Annotated in this window: 16 protein-coding genes, 1 tRNA gene and 6 pseudogenes; 8 read left to right on the top strand and 15 right to left on the bottom strand. The window is 75.0% G+C overall.

The annotated features are described in order from the left end of the window. Positions 1 to 21: 21 nt before the first annotated feature. The 3 genes from BJF88_RS14755 to BJF88_RS14745 form a co-directional block, all read right to left on the bottom strand. The gene (locus BJF88_RS14755) at positions 22 to 225 is read right to left on the bottom strand and encodes a cold-shock protein (RefSeq protein WP_069387810.1); all 204 of its coding nucleotides are present in this window, start codon (positions 223 to 225) and stop codon (positions 22 to 24) included. A 143-nt stretch (positions 226 to 368) separates the two neighbouring features. Continuing rightward, a complete protein-coding gene (locus BJF88_RS14750) occupies positions 369 to 911 on the bottom strand; it encodes a LytR C-terminal domain-containing protein (protein WP_075829353.1) in 543 nt (180 codons plus the stop codon). A gap of 200 nt (positions 912 to 1,111) precedes the next feature. Then, entirely contained in the window at positions 1,112 to 1,429 is a 318-nt protein-coding gene (locus tag BJF88_RS14745; RefSeq protein ID WP_083649181.1) for a DUF3263 domain-containing protein, read from the bottom strand. Between the two features lie 187 nt (positions 1,430 to 1,616). Here BJF88_RS14745 and BJF88_RS14740 point away from each other — a divergent pair. Together BJF88_RS14740 and BJF88_RS14735 are read left to right on the top strand one after the other, a co-directional pair. Further along, positions 1,617 to 2,281, top strand: a pseudogene (locus tag BJF88_RS14740) (uracil-DNA glycosylase). 25 nt (positions 2,282 to 2,306) lie between these two features. Next, positions 2,307 to 3,167: an SGNH/GDSL hydrolase family protein gene (locus tag BJF88_RS14735; protein ID WP_369824633.1), complete on the top strand. Its 861-nt coding sequence runs from the start codon at positions 2,307 to 2,309 to the stop codon at positions 3,165 to 3,167. 77 nt (positions 3,168 to 3,244) lie between these two features. Here BJF88_RS14735 and BJF88_RS14730 read toward each other — a convergent pair. The 5 genes from BJF88_RS14730 to BJF88_RS14715 form a co-directional block, all read right to left on the bottom strand. Next, positions 3,245 to 3,317 (bottom strand) — tRNA-Thr (locus BJF88_RS14730). A 98-nt stretch (positions 3,318 to 3,415) separates the two neighbouring features. Then, positions 3,416 to 4,246: a DsbA family protein gene (locus BJF88_RS14725; protein ID WP_255372060.1), complete on the bottom strand. Its 831-nt coding sequence runs from the start codon at positions 4,244 to 4,246 to the stop codon at positions 3,416 to 3,418. Positions 4,247 to 4,330: 84 nt separating this feature from the next. Next, positions 4,331 to 4,642: a hypothetical protein gene (locus BJF88_RS14720; protein WP_075829351.1), complete on the bottom strand. Its 312-nt coding sequence runs from the start codon at positions 4,640 to 4,642 to the stop codon at positions 4,331 to 4,333. A 340-nt stretch (positions 4,643 to 4,982) separates the two neighbouring features. Further along, positions 4,983 to 5,186, bottom strand: a complete 204-nt coding sequence (locus BJF88_RS22410) for a hypothetical protein (protein ID WP_255372059.1) — start codon at positions 5,184 to 5,186, stop codon at positions 4,983 to 4,985. Beyond that, complete coding sequence (locus tag BJF88_RS14715; protein ID WP_255372058.1) at positions 5,159 to 6,679, bottom strand: serine/threonine-protein kinase; 1,521 nt, start codon at positions 6,677 to 6,679, stop codon at positions 5,159 to 5,161. Before BJF88_RS14715 ends, BJF88_RS22410 begins: the two co-directional genes overlap by 28 nt. 139 nt (positions 6,680 to 6,818) lie before the next feature. On the opposite strand from BJF88_RS14715, the pseudogene BJF88_RS14710 reads away from it, so the two are divergent. From BJF88_RS14710 to BJF88_RS14695, 4 genes and pseudogenes are all read left to right on the top strand, one after another. Continuing rightward, positions 6,819 to 8,314: pseudogene (locus BJF88_RS14710) on the top strand (trehalose-6-phosphate synthase). A gap of 112 nt (positions 8,315 to 8,426) precedes the next feature. After that, a pseudogene (gene otsB, locus BJF88_RS14705) lies at positions 8,427 to 9,065 on the top strand (trehalose-phosphatase); the annotation flags it as partial. A 301-nt stretch (positions 9,066 to 9,366) separates the two neighbouring features. Then, positions 9,367 to 10,491 carry an ABC transporter ATP-binding protein gene (locus BJF88_RS14700; RefSeq protein WP_075829350.1) on the top strand — a complete coding sequence of 375 codons (1,125 nt, stop codon included), beginning with the start codon at positions 9,367 to 9,369 and terminating at the stop codon, positions 10,489 to 10,491. A 410-nt stretch (positions 10,492 to 10,901) separates the two neighbouring features. Further along, positions 10,902 to 12,166: pseudogene (locus tag BJF88_RS14695) on the top strand (DUF4032 domain-containing protein). 18 nt (positions 12,167 to 12,184) lie between these two features. Here the strand turns inward: BJF88_RS14695 and rlmB are convergent. From rlmB to BJF88_RS14680, 3 genes and pseudogenes are all read right to left on the bottom strand, one after another. Next, positions 12,185 to 13,176: pseudogene (gene rlmB / locus BJF88_RS14690) on the bottom strand (23S rRNA (guanosine(2251)-2'-O)-methyltransferase RlmB). Positions 13,177 to 13,232: 56 nt separating this feature from the next. Further along, positions 13,233 to 14,663, bottom strand: a complete 1,431-nt coding sequence (gene cysS / locus BJF88_RS14685) for a cysteine--tRNA ligase (RefSeq protein ID WP_075829349.1) — start codon at positions 14,661 to 14,663, stop codon at positions 13,233 to 13,235. Between the two features lie 91 nt (positions 14,664 to 14,754). After that, complete coding sequence (locus BJF88_RS14680) at positions 14,755 to 16,044, bottom strand: alanine racemase (RefSeq protein ID WP_187346232.1); 1,290 nt, start codon at positions 16,042 to 16,044, stop codon at positions 14,755 to 14,757. 68 nt (positions 16,045 to 16,112) lie between these two features. Between BJF88_RS14680 and BJF88_RS14675 the strand changes: the two are divergent. Next, a pseudogene (locus BJF88_RS14675) lies at positions 16,113 to 17,541 on the top strand (D-arabinono-1,4-lactone oxidase). Between the two features lie 4 nt (positions 17,542 to 17,545). On the opposite strand, the gene BJF88_RS14670 reads toward BJF88_RS14675, so the two are convergent. After that, on the bottom strand, positions 17,546 to 18,166 hold the full coding sequence (locus tag BJF88_RS14670; protein WP_083649166.1) for a TetR/AcrR family transcriptional regulator: 621 nt from the start codon (positions 18,164 to 18,166) through the stop codon (positions 17,546 to 17,548). A 204-nt stretch (positions 18,167 to 18,370) separates the two neighbouring features. On the opposite strand from BJF88_RS14670, the gene BJF88_RS14665 reads away from it, so the two are divergent. Further along, positions 18,371 to 18,934 carry an LpqN/LpqT family lipoprotein gene (locus BJF88_RS14665; RefSeq protein WP_158068953.1) on the top strand — a complete coding sequence of 188 codons (564 nt, stop codon included), beginning with the start codon at positions 18,371 to 18,373 and terminating at the stop codon, positions 18,932 to 18,934. Positions 18,935 to 18,941: 7 nt separating this feature from the next. On the opposite strand, the gene ispF is transcribed toward BJF88_RS14665, so the two are convergent. From ispF to BJF88_RS14650, 3 genes are all read right to left on the bottom strand, one after another. Beyond that, entirely contained in the window at positions 18,942 to 19,445 is a 504-nt protein-coding gene (gene ispF, locus BJF88_RS14660; RefSeq protein ID WP_075829346.1) for a 2-C-methyl-D-erythritol 2,4-cyclodiphosphate synthase, read from the bottom strand. After that, complete coding sequence (gene ispD / locus BJF88_RS14655; RefSeq protein ID WP_075829408.1) at positions 19,442 to 20,176, bottom strand: 2-C-methyl-D-erythritol 4-phosphate cytidylyltransferase; 735 nt, start codon at positions 20,174 to 20,176, stop codon at positions 19,442 to 19,444. The genes ispF and ispD overlap by 4 nt, the downstream gene beginning before the upstream one ends. Positions 20,177 to 20,297: 121 nt before the next feature. Continuing rightward, a complete protein-coding gene (locus BJF88_RS14650) occupies positions 20,298 to 20,780 on the bottom strand; it encodes a CarD family transcriptional regulator (RefSeq protein ID WP_024841917.1) in 483 nt (160 codons plus the stop codon). Positions 20,781 to 20,859 lie beyond the last annotated feature (79 nt).

Here is a 20,859-nt window from a genome sequence, read left to right as displayed (position 1 = left end):
AGAGCCCGTCGTGCGACGGGCTCAGAGCGGCCGCACCTGCTCGGCCTGCGGGCCCTTGGTGCCCTGGCCGAGCTCGAACTCGACCTCCTGCCCCTCCTCGAGCGTGCGGTAGCCGTCGGTCTGGATGGCGCTGAAGTGGACGAACAGGTCCTGCCCGCCGCTGACGGGCGTGATGAACCCGTACCCCTTCTCCGCGTTGAACCACTTCACGGTGCCCTGAGCCATCGAGGTCTCCTCGTGCGTCGTCGCCCGCGGGGCTCCCTCGGCCCCGCGGTACGCCGAGCCTAGCGGCGACCGTGCGCCCGGGGAAGGTCGGAGCGACGTCCGGACGGACGGGTGCGAGATGGACGAACGTCCTGGTCAGGGGGTCAGCCCGCGGGAGTGAGCTCCGACTTGATGATGACGACGACGTCGCCCGAGCGCAGCGGCTGCTGGCTGACGTTCTCCTCGGGGATGCCGAGGACGGCCGCGACGGCCGCCGCCGTCTCGGCACGGTTCTCGCCGTACCAGACGGTGGTGACGGCGACGTCGTCCGGGCTGCCCTCGTAGTCCGCCGCCTCGACCTGGGTGAAGCCGCGCGCGTCGAGCGCGTCCTTGCCCGTGCCCGCCATCCCGGTCAGCCCGCTCGCGTTCAGCACGCGGACGTAGGCGCTGGGGTCGGCGGCCGCGAGCAGCGCGTCGACGTCCGGTGCCTCCGGCGTCTCCTCGGCGGGCGGCTCCTCCTCGGCGGGAGGTGCGTCGGTCTCGGCCGGCGGCTCCGTCGTCTCCTCGGCGGGCGGCTCGGCCGACTCCTCCGCGGCGGGCTCCGTGGACTGCGCCTGCGGCGGCGCCTCGTCGGACCCGCCGGACAGCAGCGTGACGCTCCGTAGGCCAGGCCGGCGAAGACCACGGCGACCAGGAGGAACGGCCACGTCTTGCTCCACCCGCTGCGCGGCGTGCGGTGCACGCCGACGGGGGCGCCCTGCGGCGCGGGAGCGTCGAACTCGTCGGGCGCGTAGGGGTAGCGGCTCTTCGTCACGGCGACAGGGTAGCCCGGTGGGCGCCGTTGGCTAAACGCCCTGTTCGCCCGGCTTTCACGGAGCGCGACGGCCGGATCGTGGCCGGACGGGGGTCAGATCCCGCCGAGCCGACGTGCCGTGCGCGCGCGCTGCCGGGTCGAGCGCATGCGCCGCAGCCGCTTGACCAGCATCGGGTCGTGCGCGAGCGCGGCCGGGGAGTCGATGAGGGCGTTGAGCACCTGGTAGTAGCGCGTCGCCGACATGTCGAACAGCTCGCGGACTGCCTGCTCCTTGGCTCCCGCGTACTTCCACCACTGCCGCTCGAACGCGAGGATCTCGCGGTCCCGCTCGCTCAGCCCGGTCGCCGCGTCCGCGCGGTCCGGACCCTGCGTCGCGTCGGGGCCGTCGAGCACGTATGCCGCCTCGCCCATCGGTCGCCTCCTGCACGTCGTCCTCACCGGGCCTGCCGCCGCGGTCGCGGCGGCGACGCTCCGGCGCGTCGGGCACCAGGGTATACGGCGCGAACGACAGCGGTGTGATTCGCCCCGCCGGTGCGGGCTACGCTCGGTGACCGTGGAGAGCGCCGCCGGAACGACCCGACCCCCGCTCGCGGACGTCATGGCCCCGGACTGGGCGCAGGCGCTCGCGCCCGTCGAGCCGCAGATCCACGCGATGGGCGACTTCCTGCGCGCCGAGGTCGCCGCGGGACGGGAGTACCTTCCCGCGCCGTCCGCGATCCTCCACGCGTTCTCGCGGCCTCTCGCACAGGTGCGGGTGCTCGTCGTCGGGCAGGACCCCTACCCCACCCCCGGGCACCCGATGGGCCTGTCGTTCTCGGTGCAGCCCCACGTGCGCCCGGTGCCGCGCTCGCTCCAGAACATCTTCGCCGAGCTCGCCGACGACGTCGGCGCCCCCACGCCCGCGAACGGCGACCTGTCCGCGTGGGCCGACCAGGGCGTGATGCTGCTCAACAGGGTCCTCACCGTCCGGCCGGGCGAGCCGGGCTCGCACCGCGGTCAGGGTTGGGAGGCGGTCACGGAGGCCGCCATCCGCGCGCTCGTCGCGCGCGACGCCCCGCTCGTCGCGATCCTGTGGGGCCGCGACGCAGGCACGCTGCGCCGATGCTGGGCGGCACGCCCGTCGTCGCGAGCGCCCACCCGAGCCCGCTCAGCGCGCGTCGCGGGTTCTTCGGCTCGCGCCCGTTCTCGCGCGTCGACGCGCTGCTCGCGGAGCAGGGCGCACCCCCGGTCGACTGGCGGCTCCCGGCGGCACCTGCCCGCTGAGAGCACCGAGGAGCACAATGGCCCCGTGACGACGCAGAACCCCACGACCTCTCCGCACGCCGGCAACGCCTCGACCACCCCCGAGGGCCCGCCCCCGTGGACGAGCTACGTGGCGATCGGCGACTCGTTCACCGAGGGCCTGTGGGATCCGTACCCGGGCAAGGAGGACCACCAGCGCGGGTGGGCCGACCTCCTCGCCCAGCACCTCGCCGTCCGCCGGGTCGACGCCGGGGCGGAGCCGCTGCGGTACGCCAACCTCGCCATCCGCGGCCGCAAGCTGCCCGCCATCCTCGCCGACCAGGTCCCGGCCGCGATCGAGCTGCGCCCGGACCTCGTGAGCCTCGTCGGCGGCGGGAACGACATCCTGCGACCCAGCGCCGACGTCGACCGCCTCGCCCGCGACCTCGAGCGGCAGGTCGCACGCCTGCGTGCGGCGGGGATCGACGTGCTCCTGGCGACCGGGTTCGACTCGTCGCGCTCCCCCGTCGTGAGCCTGACGCGCCCGCGCGTCGGTGTGTTCAACGCGCACCTGTGGGCGATCGCCCGCCGGCACGGCGCCTACGTCCTCGACCTGTGGGGCATGCGCGCGCTCCAGGACTGGCGCATGTGGTCCGACGACCGCATCCACCTCACGCCCGACGGCCACCGCCGCGTCGCCCAGGCGGCCCTCGTGGGCCTTGGCCAGGAGCCCGACGACGCGGCGTGGGACGACCCGCTCGCTCCCCTGCCCCCGGCACCGGCCCTCGACCGTGCACGGCAGAACGCGCAGTGGGTCCGCACGCACCTGCTGCCGTGGGCGCAGCGACGGCTGCGGGGGACGTCGTCGGGCGACGGGCGGATGCCGAAGGCCCCGGAGCTGCTGCCCGTGCCGCTCGCCGAGGACTGACGCGGTTCGCGCACGACGACGCCGGCCGCCGCACGACGAAGCCCCCCGACCGGACGGGTCGGGGGGCTTCGTGCGGGAGCCGCCTGTCGGAATCGAACCGACGACCGTTCGCTTACAAGGCGAGTGCTCTACCAGCTGAGCTAAGGCGGCGGGCCGGGCTGCCGGACGAGAGAGCAGACTACCCGCTCGCCCGGCGCGCCCGTCCGGTGTCGTCCGGCGTCAGCCCTGCGCGGCCTGGACGGCGGACGTCAGCGCGGTCGGGTCGGACCAGTTGCCGTCCCAGCGCTCGCCGTCGATCGTGATCGTCGGCGTGCCGAGCCGCCGCCCGACTGCGGGTTCGCGAGCGCCTCGTCGTTCGTGGCGAGGCTCGTCGCCGTCGCGGCCCAGTCGCCGAAGGTCTCCGCGGCCGTCCCGTCGGCGATGCCCTCCGCGACGTCCGCCGGGACGCCGGCCTGCTCCGCGAGGTCGGCGATCTGGTCGTCCGTGAGTCCCTCGGTCTGCTCGGCGGGCTGGTTCTCGAACATGATCGTGTTGAACTCGGCCATCGCCTCCGGAGCCTGGTCGGCGACGTAGGCCGCGGCCGCCGCGGCCCGCGTCGAGTACTGCGTGCCCTGGGAGAAGCGGTCGAGGATGGAGACCGGGTGCAGCACGACGGTGGCGTCACCGGACTCGCGCAGCGCGTCGAGCGAGGCGCCGTTCGTCTCCTCGAAGTCGCCGCAGATGGGGCACATGTAGTCGAGGTACACGCCGACCTCGACGGCGTCGGCACCGTTGTCGGTGCCCGCGGCGCCGTCGGCGCCCATCGGGATGCCGCCCTCGTCGTTCGAGTTCGCCGGGCTCTCGACCTGGCTCAGGTCACCCTGCGCGACGGCGTCGAGGGTCTGCTCGCGGTCGTTCATCGCCGGGATCCAGATGGCGAGGAAGACGCCGATCAGGGCGAGGAGGCCGACGACGAGCGCGCCGATGGTGATGAGCCGGTTGCGGCGGTCGCGCTTGGCCTGCGCCTCGCGCACCGCGAGCGCCTCGGCGCGGGCGGCCTCGCGGCGCTGGGCCTTGGTCTGGGGTGCGTTGCTGGTCATGGTGGTCCTTCGGGTACGGGTACGGCGTCGCCGTCGGGGCGACAGGGGCGGGTGCGTCGTCGGCGTCGGGCTCCGGGCGAGCCGTCAGGCCAGGGCGAGCGGCGGCCCGCGCCGCGTGCGCACCACCGCGTCGGCGAGGTGGTGGAGCGGCGACGGCAGCGCGTCGCGACGCGGGAGGCGCAGCACGCGCGGGCCCGCGACGGGACCGTCGTGGCCGCGGAGGCCGCCGAGCACCCGGGCGACGACCGCACGCAGGACGCGCGCGGCGCCGTCGGACACCGCGCGGGCACGGGCGTGGGCTCGACGGGCGCGTGCGGACAGGCCCCACGCGACGAGACCGGCAGCGGCGTGCGCGACCAGCACCGGCAGCGCCAGGGCGCCGAGCACGGTGACCATCGCGGTGGGCTCGCCGCCCAGCGCCGTGCCGGACGGCAGTCGGGTGCGGCGTGGACGAGCGCGAGCCGCATGCCCGCGACGCCCCAGAGCCCCGGCAGGTCCACGCACTGGTGAACCACGGCGATCCCGCGCTCCGCGAGGTGCGTCACGACGGCCGCGGCGAGGGCGAGGACGAGGAGCACCGGCCCGAGCAGCCGGGTGGTCGCGGGCACGACGGACGCGCGGTTCACGCCGCGGGCCGTCCCGCGCTTGACCGTCCGGAGCACGCCGCCAGCGTACACAGGCCGGCTGGGACCCGGCTGACAGCGTCCGGGAGGCCGGCCGCCCGGGCCGCGCGGTGTCAGCCCAGGTCGGGAGGACCGGGGAAGGGCCACCACACGACGTCCGGACCGGACGCGAGCAGCACCACGCACACGACGGTCAGCACGACGCCGACGCCCCCGAGGACGAGCGTGCCCGTGCGGCCCGGTGCGGCCCGGGCCAGCGCGGTCCGGGTCCCGTAGCGCGTCAGGTACGTCAGCGGACCGACCCACGCGAGGACCACGGCCGCGAGCATGGCCAGGCACAGCAGGAGCGTCGTGACGACCGGTGAGTTGCCGCCGTCGGGCCCGGGGGCGACGACGACACGGTCCGCCTCGAGCAGCCACCACCCCGCCACGACGACCAGCACCCCGGCGCAGGCCGCGACGAGGAGCGACGGCAGCGCCCCCGCGAGCGCCCGCACGAGGTACCAGGCGACGCGGCGAGCGAGCGGGCCGTGTCGCTGCGCTGGACCCCGCGGCGCTCGCGCCGGGTGTGCAGCGACTCCGTCGTCACCCCGACGACCCGCGCCACGACGACGAAGACGGCGAGCACGGCGAAGGCGGCGCCCGGCGCCACCGCGGCGAGCAGCACGAGCGGGACGCCGAGCAGGGCGAGCGCCCCGCGACGCCGTGCCGGGACGGGACGCTCGTACAGCGGCTCCCCCGTCCCGAGGGGCACGGGCGCGCCGAGCTCGTCCAGCAGATCCTGGCCGTCCGTCGGCACCGCGACCGTGCGCCCGTCGTTGACCTGCGCCTGGGACGCGGGCAGGGGCGGCGGGACGACCTGCACCGGCGCGCCGTGCCCGGCCTCCCACGCCGCGGCGACCGCGGCCGGGTCCACCACCTGCGTCGCGCCCGTCGGCGGGCCGACCTGCTGGGTCGCCGCGTCGCCCGCGTCCGCGGCGTGCCGCAGCGCGGCGACGACCTCCGTCGGGCCGAGCCGCTCCGCGGGGTCGGCGTGCAGCGCACCCGCGAGCGCCCCGGCGGTGACGGGGCCGAGCCCGGCCAGGTCGGGGCTGCCGCTGCGGGCGCGCGCGAGGACGACGTCGGTCGGGCGGACCCCGAACGGCGCGCGCCCGGTCGCGGCGTACGCGAGCAGCGCGGCCCAGCCCCACCAGTCGGTGTCGGCGCTCGGGCTCGCGCCCTCGAGCAGCTCGGGGGCCAGGTATCCCGGGGTTCCCATGACGAGACCGGTGGACGTCACGCGCGCGTCCTCGAGCGCCTGCGCGATGCCGAAGTCGATGAGCACGGGCCCGCGTGCGGCGATGAGCACGTTGCTCGGCTTGAGGTCGCGGTGGACGACGCCCGCCCCGTGGACGGCCTCGAGCGCGGCGGCGAGCTGGTCCGCGAGCTCGTACAGGTCCCATGCGTCGAGCGGGCCGCGGTCGGCGATCTCGTCCTCGAGCGTCGGGCCGTCGACGAGCTCGGTGACGATGAACGCCTCCGGGCCGTCCAGCTCGACGTCGAGGATCTGCGCGACGGCGGGGTGGCGCAGCCGCCGCAGCGCGAGGGCCTCGCGGCGCAGCCGCTCCCTGCCCTGGGCCGCGGCGTCGCGGTCCACGTGCGCGTGCAGGAGCTTGATGGCGACGACGTTGCCGCCCCCGTCGTGCGCGCTGTGCACGGTGCCCATCGCGCCGGAGCCGAGCCGCGGCCCGATGAGGTAGCCCCCGACGTCGTCACCGGGGGCCGGTCCGCGGCTCCCGGGCGCCGCGACGCGCTGCGTGGACTCCTCCATGATGACAAGGTATCCGCAAGACGCGCGGCACGGCGGCCCGGGACGGTCGCCCCACCCCGGGCGCAGCCCCGGACGACCGACGAGCCGACTACCCTGGGACGACCCAGGCGTGATCCATCGAAGCTCAAGGAGAAGTCGATTGTCAGGCAAAGAAGGGTTCGATCTGGTCGTCGTGGCCAACCGCCTCCCGGTGGACTTCACGGTCGGGCCCGGGGGTGACGTCCAGTGGAACAGGTCCCCCGGCGGCCTGGTCACCGCGCTCGCGCCGGTCATGCAGGCGTCCGACGGCGCGTGGGTCGGCTGGTCCGGGGCGCCCGACCTCGCGAGCGACCCCTTCGACGCCGACGACATGCGCCTCGTCCCGGTCACGCTGAGCCAGGACGAGATCCAGCGGTACTACGAGGGCTTCTCGAACGACACGCTGTGGCCGCTGTACCACGACGTCATCTCCCCGCCGACGTACCACCGCGCCTGGTGGGACGCGTACCGGCGGGTGAACCAGCGCTTCGCCGACGCGGCCGTGGCGCAGGCGGCCGAGGGCGCCGTCGTGTGGGTGCACGACTACCAGCTCCAGCTCGTGCCGCAGATGATCCGCGAGCAGCGCCCCGACGTGCGGATCGGGTTCTTCAACCACATCCCCTTCCCGCCCCTGGAGCTGTTCCAGCAGCTCCCGTGGCGGCGGCAGGTGCTCGACGGACTCCTCGGCGCGGACCTCGTCGGCTTCCAGCGCGCGGGCGACGCGGCGAACTTCATCCGCGCCGTGCGCCGGCTGCGCGCCTACACCACGCGCGGCCCGATGATCACCGTCCCGGGGCCGGACGGCCACGACCGGCACGTGCGCGCCGCCGCGTTCCCCATCTCGATCGACTCCCGGCACTTCGACGAGCTCGCGCGCAGGCCCGAGGTGCAGCGCCGCGCGGAGGAGATCCGCGCCGATCTCGGCGACCCGGACGCATGATGCTCGGCGTCGACCGGCTCGACTACACCAAGGGCATCCGGCACCGCATCAAGGCCTACGGCGAGATCCTCCAGGACGGCCGGCTCGACGTCGAGCACGCGACGCTGGTCCAGGTGGCGAGCCCGAGCCGCGAGAACGTCGACGCCTACCAGGAGCTGCGCGAGCACGTCGAGGGGCTCGTCGGGCGCATCAACGGCGAGTACGCGGAGATCGGGCACGCGGCGATCCACTACCTGCACCACTCGTACCCGGCGGAGGAGATGGCCGCGCTGTACCTCGCGGCCGACGTCATGCTCGTCACGTCGCTGCGCGACGGCATGAACCTCGTCGCGAAGGAGTACGTCGCCGCCCGGTCGGACGACCGCGGGGTGCTCGTGCTCTCGGAGTTCACCGGGGCCGCCGACGAGCTCGCCTCGGGGGCGCTGCTCGTCAACCCGCACGACATCGACGGGATGAAGGACATCATCGTCGCGGCCTCGCACATGGACCACCGCGAGCAGCGCAAGCGCATGCGCCGGCTGCGGCGTCGCGTGCTCAACGACGACGTCGCCAAGTGGTCGGAGTCCTTCCTCGGGGTGCTCACGGCGATGCCGTCGCGCGTCCCGCGCCCGTACCGCCAGCTCGTCGAGGCACCGGTGGCCGGGCCGGCCCGCGACGCCGGGAGGGACGACGCGTGAGCACGGTGCCGACCCCGCCGCAGCACGACCTGGCCGACGAGCTCGCCGCCGCCGTCCGCGCGTTCGCCGCGCGCCCGGTGCGGCGCTCGTCGCGCTCGACTTCGACGGGACGCTGGCCCCGCTCGTCGACGACCCGACGGCCGCGCGGATGGCGTCGTCCGCCCGCGCCGCGGTCGACCGGCTCGCGGGGGCGCTCGAGGGCACGACGACGCGGCTCGCCCTGGTCTCCGGGCGCAACCTCGAGGACCTCGCGCGCTGCAGCGAGCCGCCGGCCGCGACGTACCTCGTCGGCAGCCACGGGGCGGAGACCGGGCACGTCGAGCCCCACGGGGTCGACGCGGTGCCGGTCGAGCTCACCGGCGACCAGGAGCGCCGGCTCGCCGAGCTGCGCGCGGGGTTCGCCGCCGCCGTCGCCGGCCGCGAGGGCGCGTGGGTGCAGGACAAGCCCAGCGCCGCCGTGCTCCACACGCGTCTCGCCTCGGCCGACGACACGGTCGCCGCGCAGGCGGCGGCGGACACGGTCGCGGAGCACCTGGGGCTGCACGCCATGCACGGCAAGGACGTGGTCGAGGTCGCGGTGCTCGAGACGTCCAAGGGCGAGGCGGTGGACCGGCTGCGCGACGTCGTCGGGCAGGACGCGGGGACCGGCGGCCGCGCGCGCGTGCTGTACGCGGGCGACGACACGACGGACGAGACCGCGTTCGCCGTCCTGGGCGACGGCGACCTGGGGGTCAAGGTCGGGCCCGGCGAGACGCGGGCGACGTACCGCGTCGCCGACGCGGACGGGCTGGCCGCGGCGCTGCACGCGCTCGCCGGAGCCTCGAGGAGGCCGGACGCCGATCGTGACCGGGGTGTGACCCAGCACTCACCCACGGGAGGTAGTATCGGCTCCACGATGACGTCGGGCCCCTCGGGGCCCGGCTTCTTCTGTGTCGTCGAAGACACGCTCGACCGCCATCGAGGCCTGAGCACCGTCGACAGGACACTCAACTGCACGTCACTGCACAACGGATCGTCCGGCACGTACCTGCCGGTGGAGGGATGTACCAGTCATGGCTACGGTCACCTACGACCACGCGAGCCGGATCTACCCCGGGACCGAGCGCCCCGCGGTCGACCAGCTCAACCTGCACATCGAGGACGGCGAGTTCCTCGTGCTCGTCGGCCCCTCGGGCTGCGGCAAGTCGACGTCCCTGCGCATGCTCGCGGGTCTCGAGGACGTCAACCAGGGCCACATCTACATCGGCGACCGCGACGTCACGGACGTCCAGCCGAAGGACCGCGACATCGCGATGGTCTTCCAGAACTACGCGCTGTACCCGCACATGTCCGTCGCGGACAACATGGGCTTCGCGCTGAAGATCGCCGGCACGCCGAAGGCGGAGATCCGCCAGCGCGTCGAGGAGGCCGCGAAGATCCTCGACCTCACCGAGTACCTCGACCGCAAGCCGAAGGCCCTCTCGGGTGGCCAGCGCCAGCGCGTCGCCATGGGCCGCGCGATCGTGCGCCAGCCGCAGGTGTTCCTCATGGACGAGCCGCTGTCGAACCTCGACGCGAAGCTCCGCGTGCAGACCCGAACGCAGATCGCGTCGCTCCAGCGTCGTCTCGGCGTCACCACGGTCTACGTCACGCACGACCAGACCGAGGCCCTCACGATGGGCGACCGCATCGCGGTCCTCAAGGACGGCCTGCTCCAGCAGGTCGGCACGCCGCGCGAGATGTACGACACCCCCGCCAACGTGTTCGTCGCCGGCTTCATCGGCTCCCCGGCCATGAACCTCGCCCAGTTCGAGGTCGAGGGCGGGTACGCGAAGATCGGTGACGCGCGCGTCCCGCTCGAGCGCGACGTCGCGGGCCAGCTCACCGAGGCCGACAAGAACCACGTCACGCTGGGCTTCCGTCCCGAGTCGCTCGACGTCGTCTCGCAGGCCTCGGAGTCGTCGTTCCCGGTCGAGGTCAACATCGTCGAGGAGCTCGGCTCCGACGCGTTCGTCTACGGCACGCTCGTCGGCCCCCGTGCCCTCGAGGCGCACGTCACCTCCGGTGCCGGCGAGAACCAGGTCATCGTCCGCGTCGACCCGCGCAACGTCCCGGCCAAGGGCGAGCGCATCTACGTGACGATCCGTCCGGGTCAGTCGCACGTCTTCTCCTACGCGTCCGGCAAGCGTCTCGGCTGACGTCGGCCGCTGACACCTGCACCGCCGACAAGGGCGGGTCCGACCTCCGGGTCGGGCCCGCCCTTCGTCGTCCCGGGCCGACGCCCTTCGGGCGCGCCGTCACCGGGGGTCGCCTCTCGCTCTTCCGCCGACCCCCGAGACACGCCCCGCTCGTCCCGTCGAACCCCGGCCTACGCCCCGCTCCGACCTCCGATCGGTGGGCGACCCGGGGTTCGCCGAGCACGGGGACGTGGCCGGACGAACAGATGCCGGAGCGAGGGTGGGGCGGGTCGTGGCGGGTCTGGCGGGAGCCGCGAGGCACGAGCGGCGGATGGTCGACCCGCCCCGCCCTCGCGCAGGCGTCGGCGGAGGGCGACCACGACAGGCCGACGAGCCGACGAGCCGACGACGGCGAGCGAGGCGCACCGACCATGGACAATGGAGTCGTGACCGTGCACTCCCTGCAGATCACCGCGTCTGCACCCGACCCGGCCCTGCTCGACCTCCCGTGGGCGTCCCGCTGGAGCACTGGCCCGCCGAGACGCTCGCCGCGCTGCCACGAGGCATCTCCCGCCACATCGTGCGGTTCGTGCGTCTCTCGGGCCGCGTGATCGCGATCAAGGAGATCGGCGAGTCCGTCGCGTACCGCGAGTACGAGCTGCTGCGGCAGCTGCGGCGCCTGGAGGTGCCGAGCGTCGTGCCGGTCGGCGTCATCACGGGCCGCAAGGCGCCCGACGGCGAGCCCCTCGAGGCCGTGCTCATCACGGAGCACCTGCAGTTCTCGCTGCCGTACCGGGCGCTCTTCAGCCAGGCGCTGCGCCCGGACACGGCGACGCGGCTCATCGACGCGCTGGCGGTGCTGCTCGTGCGGCTCCACCTCGCCGGCTTCTACTGGGGCGACGTCTCGTTGTCGAACACCCTGTTCCGCCGCGACGCGGAGACGTTCGCCGCCTATCTCGTCGACGCGGAGACGGGCGACCTGCACCGCGAGCTCTCCCCCGGCCAGCGCTCGTACGACGTCGACCTCGCCCGCACCAACATCATCGGCGAGCTCATGGACCTCGCGGCGGGCGAGCTGCTCGACGAGGACGTCGACGAGGTGGCGATCGGCGACGCGCTCGTGGAGCGCTACACCGAGCTGTGGGACGCGCTGACGACGTCCGAGTCGTTCGACACCGCCGACCGGTGGCGCGTCGCCGCGCGCATCGAGCGGCTCAACGACCTCGGGTTCGACGTCGGCGAGCTGGCGATCACGACGGACATCGACGGCACGTCGGTGCAGATCCAGCCCAAGGTGGTCGACGCGGGGCACCACTCGCGACGGCTCCTGCGCCTCACCGGCCTCGACGTCCAGGAGAACCAGGCGCGCCGGCTCCTCAACGACCTCGACTCGTTCCGGGCGGCGACGGACCGGCAGAACGACGACGAGGAGTTCGTCGCGCACGACTGGCTGAGCGGCGTGTTCGAGCCGACGATCCAGGCGGTCCCGCGGCACCTGCGGCGCAAGCTCGAGCCGGCGCAGCTGTTCCACGAGATCCTCGACCACCGGTGGTACGTCTCGGAGCGCGCCCGCCGCGACGTGCCGATGTCCGAGGCGACCCGGTCGTACGTCGAGGACGTGCTGCAGCACCGCCCGGACGAGAAGTCGGTGCTCGGCCTCGCGCCGGGCGAGAAGGACCCCGAGTACTACGGCTGAGGCGCCGCCTGCGCGCCGTCAGGCCTCCGCGGCACGCAGGCGGGCGACCTCGTACAGCGAGATGGCGGTCGCGACGGCGGCGTTGAGGGACTCGGTGTCGGAGTCGATGGGGATGGAGGCGACGACGTCGCACGCCTCGCGCACGAGGCGCGAGAGCCCCTTGCCCTCGGACCCGGCGACGACGACGAGCGGCTCGGTCGCGAGCGCAAGGTCCCCGATCGCCGTCGTGCCGCCGGCGTCGAGCCCGACGACGAAGCAGCCGGCCTTCTTCAGCTCGCCGAGCGCACGCACGAGGTTCGTCGCCCGCGCGACGGGGACGCGTGCGGCGGCACCCGCGGACACCTTCCACGCCGACGCCGTGACGCCCGCGGCGCGGCGCTCGGGCACGAGGACGCCGTGCGCGCCGAACGCGCCCGCGGAGCGCAGCACGGCGCCGAGGTTGCGGGGGTCGGTGACGCCGTCGAGGGCGACGACGAGCGGCGGACGGCCCGTCGCCGCGGCGGCGTCGAGCAGGTCGTCGACGTCGGCGTAGTCGTAGGGCGGCACGCGCAGCGCGACCCCCTGGTGCACGGCGCCGTCGGTCAGCCGATCGAGCTCGGGCTTGCCGACCTCGAGCAGCTCGTAGCCGCGGCCGGAGACGATGTCGAGGATCTCGCGCGTGCGGTCGTCGGCGTCGAGGCGCGAGAACAGGTAGACGGCCTCGACCGGGATCCCGGCCCGCAGCGCCTCGAGCACGGAGTTGCGTCCGGCGACCACCTCCTCGGCCGCGCCGCGCCCCTTCGGCCCCGGTCCCCCGCGCCGCCGCGCGCCGCACCGGGACGCTGCCCGGCGGCCTTCTTCTCCGCCGCGACCTTGCGCTTGTGGGCCGCGTGGTAGACGCGGTCCTCGGCCTTCGGCGTGGGCCCGCGGCCCTCGAGCGCCTTGCGCCGCTGCCCGCCGGAGCCGACGGTCGCGCCCTTCTTGCTGCCGGGCTTGCGCGTCGCGCCGCGTCGTTGTGAGTTGCCAGCCATGGGTCTACCCGTCGTGTCGTCGGTCGGTCAGGTCGGTGGTGGTGCGGGAGCCGCGCTCAGGCGAGGCTCCACCGCGCGCCGTCGGCGGAGTCCTCGACGACCACCCCCGCCGCGGCGAGCCGGTCGCGGATGGCGTCCGCGGTGGCGAAGTCGCGGCCGGCGCGCGCCTCGGCGCGGGCGGCGAGCTCGGCGCCGACCACGGCGTCGAGCGCGGCCGCGTACCGGGAGTCGCCGGCGTCCGCCCACCGCGGGTCGCCGGGGTCGAGCCCGAGCACGTCGAGCATCGCGCGCAGGGCGACGAGGTGGTGCCGCGCGACCGCGTCGGCGGCCGCCGTGCGGTCGGCGAGCGCGGAGTTCCCCGCGCGCAGGTGCTCGTGCACGACCGCGAGCGCGGCGGGCACGTTGAGGTCGTCGTCCATCGCGGCCGTGAACGCGGCGGGCAGCTCGGCGTCGCGCACGTCGCCCACGTCGCCCACGCGCTCGGTCGCGCGCTGCACGAAGCCGGCGAGCCGCTCCCACGTGGCCTCCGCCTCGGCGACCGTCGCGGGCGTCCACTCGAGCATCGAGCGGTACTGCACCGACGCGAGGGCGTACCGCACGACGACCGGGCTCGTGCTCTCCAGGACCTCGCGCACGAGGAGGCCGTTGCCGAGCGACTTGCTCATCTTCGCGCCGCCCTGCGTGACCCAGGCGCTGTGCAGCCAGTGCCGCGCGAACGCGTCACCGGCGGCGCGGGACTGCGCGAGCTCGTTCTCGTGGTGCGGGAAGCGCAGGTCGAGGCCCCCGCCGTGGATGTCGAACGTGTCGCCGAGGTACCGCCGGGCCATGGCCGAGCACTCGAGGTGCCAGCCGGGCCGGCCGCGGCCGAACGGCGTGTCCCACGACGCGGTCGCGGGCTCGCCCTCCTTCGGCGCCTTCCACAGGGCGAAGTCGCGCGGGTCGTGCTTGGCGGCCGCCTCCTCGGCGTCGGCAGGGACGTCGCCGGGGACCGGCTGGAGGTCCTCGAGGCGCTGGTTCGTCAGCGCGCCGTACTCGGGCCACGACCGCACGTCGAACCAGACGTCGCCGGGCGCGGTGACGTACGCGTGCCCGCGGTCCACGAGCCGCCGGACGAGCTCCACCATGTCGGGCACGTGGCCGGTGGCACGCGGCTCGTAGGTCGGCGGGAGGACGCCGAGGGCGTCGTACGCGGCGGTGAACGCGCGCTCGTAGGTCGCGGCCCAGGCCCACCAGGGCTCGCCGGCCGCGGCGGACTTGGCGAGGATCTTGTCGTCGATGTCGGTGACGTTGCGGATCAGCGTCACGCGGGACCCGGTGCGCCGCAGCCAGCGCACGAGCACGTCGAACGCGACGGCCGAGCGCATGTGGCCGACGTGGGGCGCCGCCTGCACCGTCGCGCCGCACAGGTAGATGCCGACCTCGCCGGGTGTCCGGGGCACGAAGTCGCGCACGTCCCGCGTGGCGGTGTCGAACAGGCGAAGGGTCACGAGCGCAAGGCTACCGGGGACGGCCGTCGGGGGCGGAACCGCGACCCCCCGCCCCGCCCGGGCGGCCGGGTACCGGCCGGTACCGGCCCTGTCAGCCGAAGGACCGGCCCTCGCCCCGGTACGTCGGGACGACGTCGACGACCTCGTCGCCCCGGACGAGGTGCACGACGTCGAAGCGCTCCATGACCTCGCCCGCCTTGGCGTGGCGGAACCACACCCGGTCCCCCACGTCGAGCGCGTCCCCCCGTCGCCCGGTGCGGTGCAGGGGCGTCTGCACCTCGCCGGCGCCCTCGCGGGGGGACAGCCCCCACCCGGGCGTCGCGACCCGCGGCAGCCGGGTGCGCGACGCGGGTCCGGACGCGACGTAGCCGCCGCCGAACGCCGTCGCCCACCCGCCGGCCGGCACGCGGACCACGTCGAGGCCGACGAAGGCCGCCGGGCGCGGCCGGAACGCGCGGTAGCCGTCGAACAGGCCCGGCACGTAGAGGCCCGAGCCGGCCGTCACCTCCGTGACCACCGGGTCGGCCGACGACGTCTCGAGGGACCCGGTGCCTCCCGAGTTGACGAGCTCCACGTCGTGCCCGACGACGTCCCGCACCGCCGCGAGGACCGCGCCGCGCCGGGTGGCGAGGTCGGCCACGGAGGCACGCTTGACGAGGCGCACCACCGGGTCCGTGTCCGGGAGGCCCGCCACCTGCGCCTCGTAGAACATCAGCCCGCGCAGGCTCGTCCCGGGCTCGGCGGCCACGCGCACGGCGAGCGCGGCGGCCGCCTCCGGGGTGCGCACGGGCGAGCGTCGCGTCCCGAGGTGGAGCGCGAACGGCCCCAGCCGAACCCGCAGCGACGCGTCGACGTCGAGGCACAGCCGCACGGGCGGCGCGTCGTCGCCGAGGTCGGCCGCGACCAGCGCGCGACGGACGAGGGCGAGGTGGGCGGGCTCGTCCACCATGAGCGTGATCTCGCGCCGCGCCACCTCGTCGTGCGCCAGATCGGCGAGCGCGCCGCGGTCGGCGCTGGGGTAGCCGACGAGCACGTCGCGCGTGCCGTGGCGCACGAGCCACAGCGCCTCGCGCAGGGAGTAGGCCATGACGCCCGTGAACCCGCGCTGTCCGGCTCGCTCGACGAGGGTGCGCACGCGGACCGACTTGGACGCGACGCGGACCGGCGTCCCGACCGCCCGGGCGAGGAGGTCGGCGGCGTTGGCGTCGAACCGGTCGAGGTCCACCACGGCCAGCGGCCCGTCCAGGCCCGCGGTGGCGCGCCGCAGCCGCGAGAGCAGCGTCGTCAGGTTCTCCGGCACGTCGACCGCACCGTGCCCGTCCTGGTCCCCGGCCCCCGCCGCGCGGCCCCCCGGCACGCGGGCGCTCCTGGCGTCGCCCATGCGAGAAAGGTACGCCAACCGCCTCTGACAGCGGTGCCACGGCGCGGCGCCGTGAGAACCTTCGTGCTGTGACGCCTGCACCGACGCCGGCGGCGCCCGCCGACGGGCCCCGCACCACGGACGACGCCGTCCGCCCCTGGACCAACTGGGCCGGGACGGCGCGCGCCCAGCCGCAGCGCCGGGCGTCCCCGCAGGACGAGGCCGAGCTCGCCGCGCACGTGGCGCGCGCCGCCGCCGACGGCCTGCACGTGCGCGCCGTCGCGCCGGGCACTCCTTCACGCCCGCGGCGGTCACCGACGGGCTGCTGCTCGACCTGGACCGGCTCGACGTCGTGGAGCGCGTCGCGCGCGTCGGGGACGCGATGCACGTCACGGTGGGCGCGGGCATGCGGTTGCACCGGCTCAACGCCGCGCTCGCCGCCGCGGGCCTCGCGATGCCCAACCTCGGCGACATCGACCGGCAGTCGGTCGCGGGCGCGATCTCGACCGGCACGCACGGCACGGGTGCGCGCCTCGGCGGGCTCGCGACGCGCGTGCGCGGCGTGCGCGTCGTCGGCGCGGACGGCGAGGTGCGCGAGGCGACGCCCGCGCAGGACCCGGGGCTCTTCGAGGCGAGCCGGCTCGGGCTCGGGGCGACCGGCGTCCTCTCTGCGGTCACGCTCGACGTCGTGCCGGCGTTCCTGCTCCGCGCCCAGGAGGAGCCGTGGCCCCTCGACCGCGTGCTCGACGGTCTCGCGGCCGCGGACGACGACCCGGACGGCCTCGTCGGCGGCAACGACCACTTCGAGTTCTACTGGTTCCCGCACACGCGGCGTGCGCTCACCAAGCGCAACAACCGCCTGGCGCCCGACGACGAGGCCGCGGAGCTCGAGCGCCTGCGCTCGTCGGGGCCCGGAGCCGTCGCGCGCGCCCGCACGTGGCTCGACGAGGAGCTGTTGTCGAACGGCGCGTTCGAGCTCGTCAACCGGCTCGCGGCCGCCGTGCCGCGCGCGACCCCTCGCCTCAACGCGGTGTCCGCGCGGGCGCTCGCCCCGCGCACCTACGTCGCACCGTCGCACCAGGTGTTCGTCACCGCGCGGCGGGTCCGGTTCCGCGAGATGGAGTACGCCGTGCCGCGCGCGCACCTCGTCGACGTCCTCACGGAGGTCGACCGCTGGCTCGACCGCTCGGGCGAGCGCGTGCCGTTCCCGGTGGAGGTGCGGTTCGCCGCACCCGACGACGTCTGGCTGTCGACCGCGCACGGGCGCGCCACCGCCTACGTCGCCGTGCACCAGTACGCCGGCCTGCCGCACGAGCGCTACTTCGACGCCGTGGAGCGCGTCGTGGCCGAGGTGGGCGGCCGCCCGCACTGGGGCAAGCTGCACGGCCTCGACGCCGCGCGCTGCGCGCCCTGTACCCCCGGTTCGAGGACTTCGTGGCCGTGCGCGACGCCGCGGACCCGGACGGCGTGTTCGTGAACGTCTACACCGACAGGGTGCTCGGCCCCGTCCGCGGGTGAGCGTTCACGACGCGTCCGCGCCCGCCCCGGCCGGCGGAACGACCTGAGTGAGCACGTAGTCCGCGAGCGCGTGGAAGCTCGCGATCGCCGCGTCGTCGTCCTGCTCGACGAGCCACGCGATCTCGATGCCGTCGATGTATCCCGCCACGAGGCGCGCCAGGAAGCGGATCTCGAGCTTGTACGTCACGCCCGCGCGGCGCGCGACCTCCTGGAGCACTCCCTCGGTCATGTTCCAGGTCTGCTCGAGGTGCGCGTGCGCGACGGACCGCAGCGCCCGGCTGCGCACGCCCGCCGTCGCGAACTCGAAGGTCAGCAGCCGCATGTGGCGCCGGGGCGTGAGCCCCTCCCAGAGCGCGTCGGCGGCGGCGTGCGCGAGCACCTCGATGTCGGTGCTCGCCTCGAGCGACGCACGGACGGGCTCGGAGGCGACGAGGGCGAGACTGTTCCCCATCGCCTGGAGCAGCTCGTCCTTGTCCTCGAAGCAGTAGTGGACGACGCCCAGCGAGACGCCCGCCTCAGCGGCGACGCCGCGGATCGTGACCGCTTCCACCCCCTCGCGGACCGCGATGGTCATCGCGGCGTCCACGAGCTGGGCCCGGCGTTCTTCGACGGACATTCGGTTCATGTGCAAATCGTTCCATATGTCGTGCTTCTCAGGGTCCAGCACCTCTATGCACTGGCGTCGAGCTAGTATTTCTGCGGGCACCTGGCACTTTCGGCGTGTCGCGATCGAAAGGTCGTCGGCTCCAAGGTCCCGGCGCGCGCGAGAATGGCGACGCGTCCCGGTGAGCGACACGCCGGGCGACCCGAGCCGACCGAACGGAGCCCCGTGCGCCGCGCCACCACCCACCGCCTCCTGACCGTCCCGGCGACGGCGGCCGTCCTGGCCGTGACGGCGGCCTGCGGACCCGCCGACGCCCCCGCGCCCGAGGGCCCGGTGACGTACGACGTCCCCGGCGTCCCGGCCACGCTCACCGCGCCCGCCGGCTGGGAGCGGTCCACGCAGGACGGGGCGTTCCTCGTCCGGTCGGACGAGGCCGGCGGCTCGCCCGCGGCCCGGGCGAACGTCGTCGTCACCGCCGAGACCGCGACGCAGTCGCTCGAGGAGGCCGGGGACGACACGGTCGGGTACGTCGAGGACCTCGCCGGGTGGCAGCAGGACGCCGACGGGCAGGGGCCCACGACGCTCGGCGAGGCACCCGCGTACCGCGTGTCGGGCACCTTCGAGGACGAGGGGGCTCTCGTCGCCCAGGAGATCCTGCTCGTCGAGGCACCCGCCGACGGCGCGACGTGGGTCGTGCAGATCACGGCGTCGTACGCGCGGGACGACGCCGAGGGTGCCGCGCAGGCGCGCGAGGCCGTCGAGAGCGTCCGGGTGGGCCCGGCGGGCTGACGTCGGCTCACGACTCGCCGCCGACGGCGACCACGAGCGCCGTCGCCACCGCGGCCACGCCCTCGCCGCGCCCGGTGAGCCCCAGGCCGTCGGTGGTCGTCGCGGTGAGCGTCACGGGCGCTCCCGCCGCGGCGCTCAGCGCCGCCTCGGCCTCCGCCCGTCGCGGCCCGACCCGCGGGCGGTTCCCGATGACCTGGACGGCGACGTTCCCGATCTCGAACCCGCCGGCGCGCACGCGTCGCGCCGCCTCGGCGAGCAGGCTCACCCCGCTCGCCCCGGCCCACTCCGGCGCGCTCGTCCCGAAGTTCGAGCCGAGGTCCCCGAGACCCGACGCGGAGAACAGCGCGTCCGCAGCGGCGTGGGCCGCGACGTCCGCGTCCGAGTGACCGGACAGGCCGCGCTCGCCGGGCCAGCGCAGACCGCCGAGCATGAGCGGCCGGTCCTGGCCGTCGGGCGCGAACGCGTGGACGTCGACGCCGACGCCGGTGCGGGGCAGTCCGGGGACCGTCATCGTGCCTCCTGGAGCGTGAGCGCGGCGACCCGCAGGTCGTGCGCGGTGGTGATCTTGGCCGCCACGCCCTCCCCGGGCACCACGTGCACGGCGACGCCGAGGTCCTCCACGAGCCCGGCGTCGTCGGTCGCGGACAGCGACTCGTCGCCGTCGCGGTGCGCGGCCGCCGCGTGGGCGCGCTCGAGCAGTGCGCGGTCGAAGCCCTGCGGGGTCTGCACGGCGCGCAGCACTGTCCGGTCGACGGTCTGCACCACGCGCTCCACGCCCCCGGCGTCCGGCAGGACCCGCTTGATCGTGTCGGTCACGGGCACGCCGGGGACGACGGCGCCGTGGCCCGCGCGCACGGCGGCGACCACGCGGCGCACGAGCTCCGGCGACGCGAGGGGGCGCGCGGCGTCGTGCACGAGGACGACGTCGACGGCCGCGCCCTCCACGGCGTCGTCCAGACCCGCGCGCAGCCCGGCGGCGACGGACGCCTGCCGGGTGCCGGCGCCCTCGACGGCGCGGACGGGCCGGTCCACCCCCGGGTCGTCGGCCAGCATCGCGGCGACGTGCTCGGCGAGGCCCGCCGGCGTCGTCACGACGAGGGAGTCCACCGCGCCCGAGGCGCACAGCCGGCGCGCCGCGTGGAGGACCAGCGGCAGGCCCTCGAGCTCGACGAGAGCCTTGGGCAGGTCCATCCCGAGGCGGGACCCGGAGCCCGCGGCGGTCAGGACGGCGAGAGTCGGCACGGCCACACGCTATCCCGGACGCTCGCCGACGACGGCCACCCGGCCGCACGACGACGGGAGGGCGACCGTCCGTGCGGACGGTCGCCCTCCCGTGGGGTCGATCCGGGCGGGGCCCGGTGCGTCAGGACGCGAGCACCTCGTCGAGGATGGCCTCGGCCTTCTCCTCCTCGGTGTGCTCGGCGAGCGCGAGCTCCGAGACGAGGATCTGGCGCGCCTTCGAGAGCATCCGCTTCTCGCCGGCGGACAGGCCCCGGTCGGCGTCCCGGCGCGAGAGGTCGCGGACGACCTCCGCCACCTTGATCACGTCGCCCGACGCGAGCTTCTCGAGGTTGGCCTTGTACCGCCGCGACCAGTTGGTCGGCTCCTCCGTGTAAGGTGCACGCAGCACCTCGAAGACGCGGTCGAGACCCTCCTGGCCGACGACGTCACGCACGCCGACGAGGTCGACGTTCTCGGCTGGGACTTCGATGGTCAGGTCGCCCTGGGCGACCTTGAGCTTGAGGTAGATCTTGTCCTCTCCGCGGATCGTGCGCGTCTTGATCTCCTCGATCAGTGCGGCACCGTGGTGCGGGTAGACAACGGTCTCGCCTACTGTGAACGTCATCTTCAGATGTCCCCTTTCGCGGAGGCCCACCTTACCACGCGGAACTGTGGACATCCGAGCCCGCCCGCGGGTGGGAGTG

Origin of the sequence: Cellulosimicrobium sp. CUA-896 (assembly GCF_001942335.1) — a bacterium.
Lineage (GTDB): Bacteria > Actinomycetota > Actinomycetes > Actinomycetales > Cellulomonadaceae > Cellulosimicrobium.
This window is presented reverse-complemented; position numbering and strand designations above follow the sequence as displayed.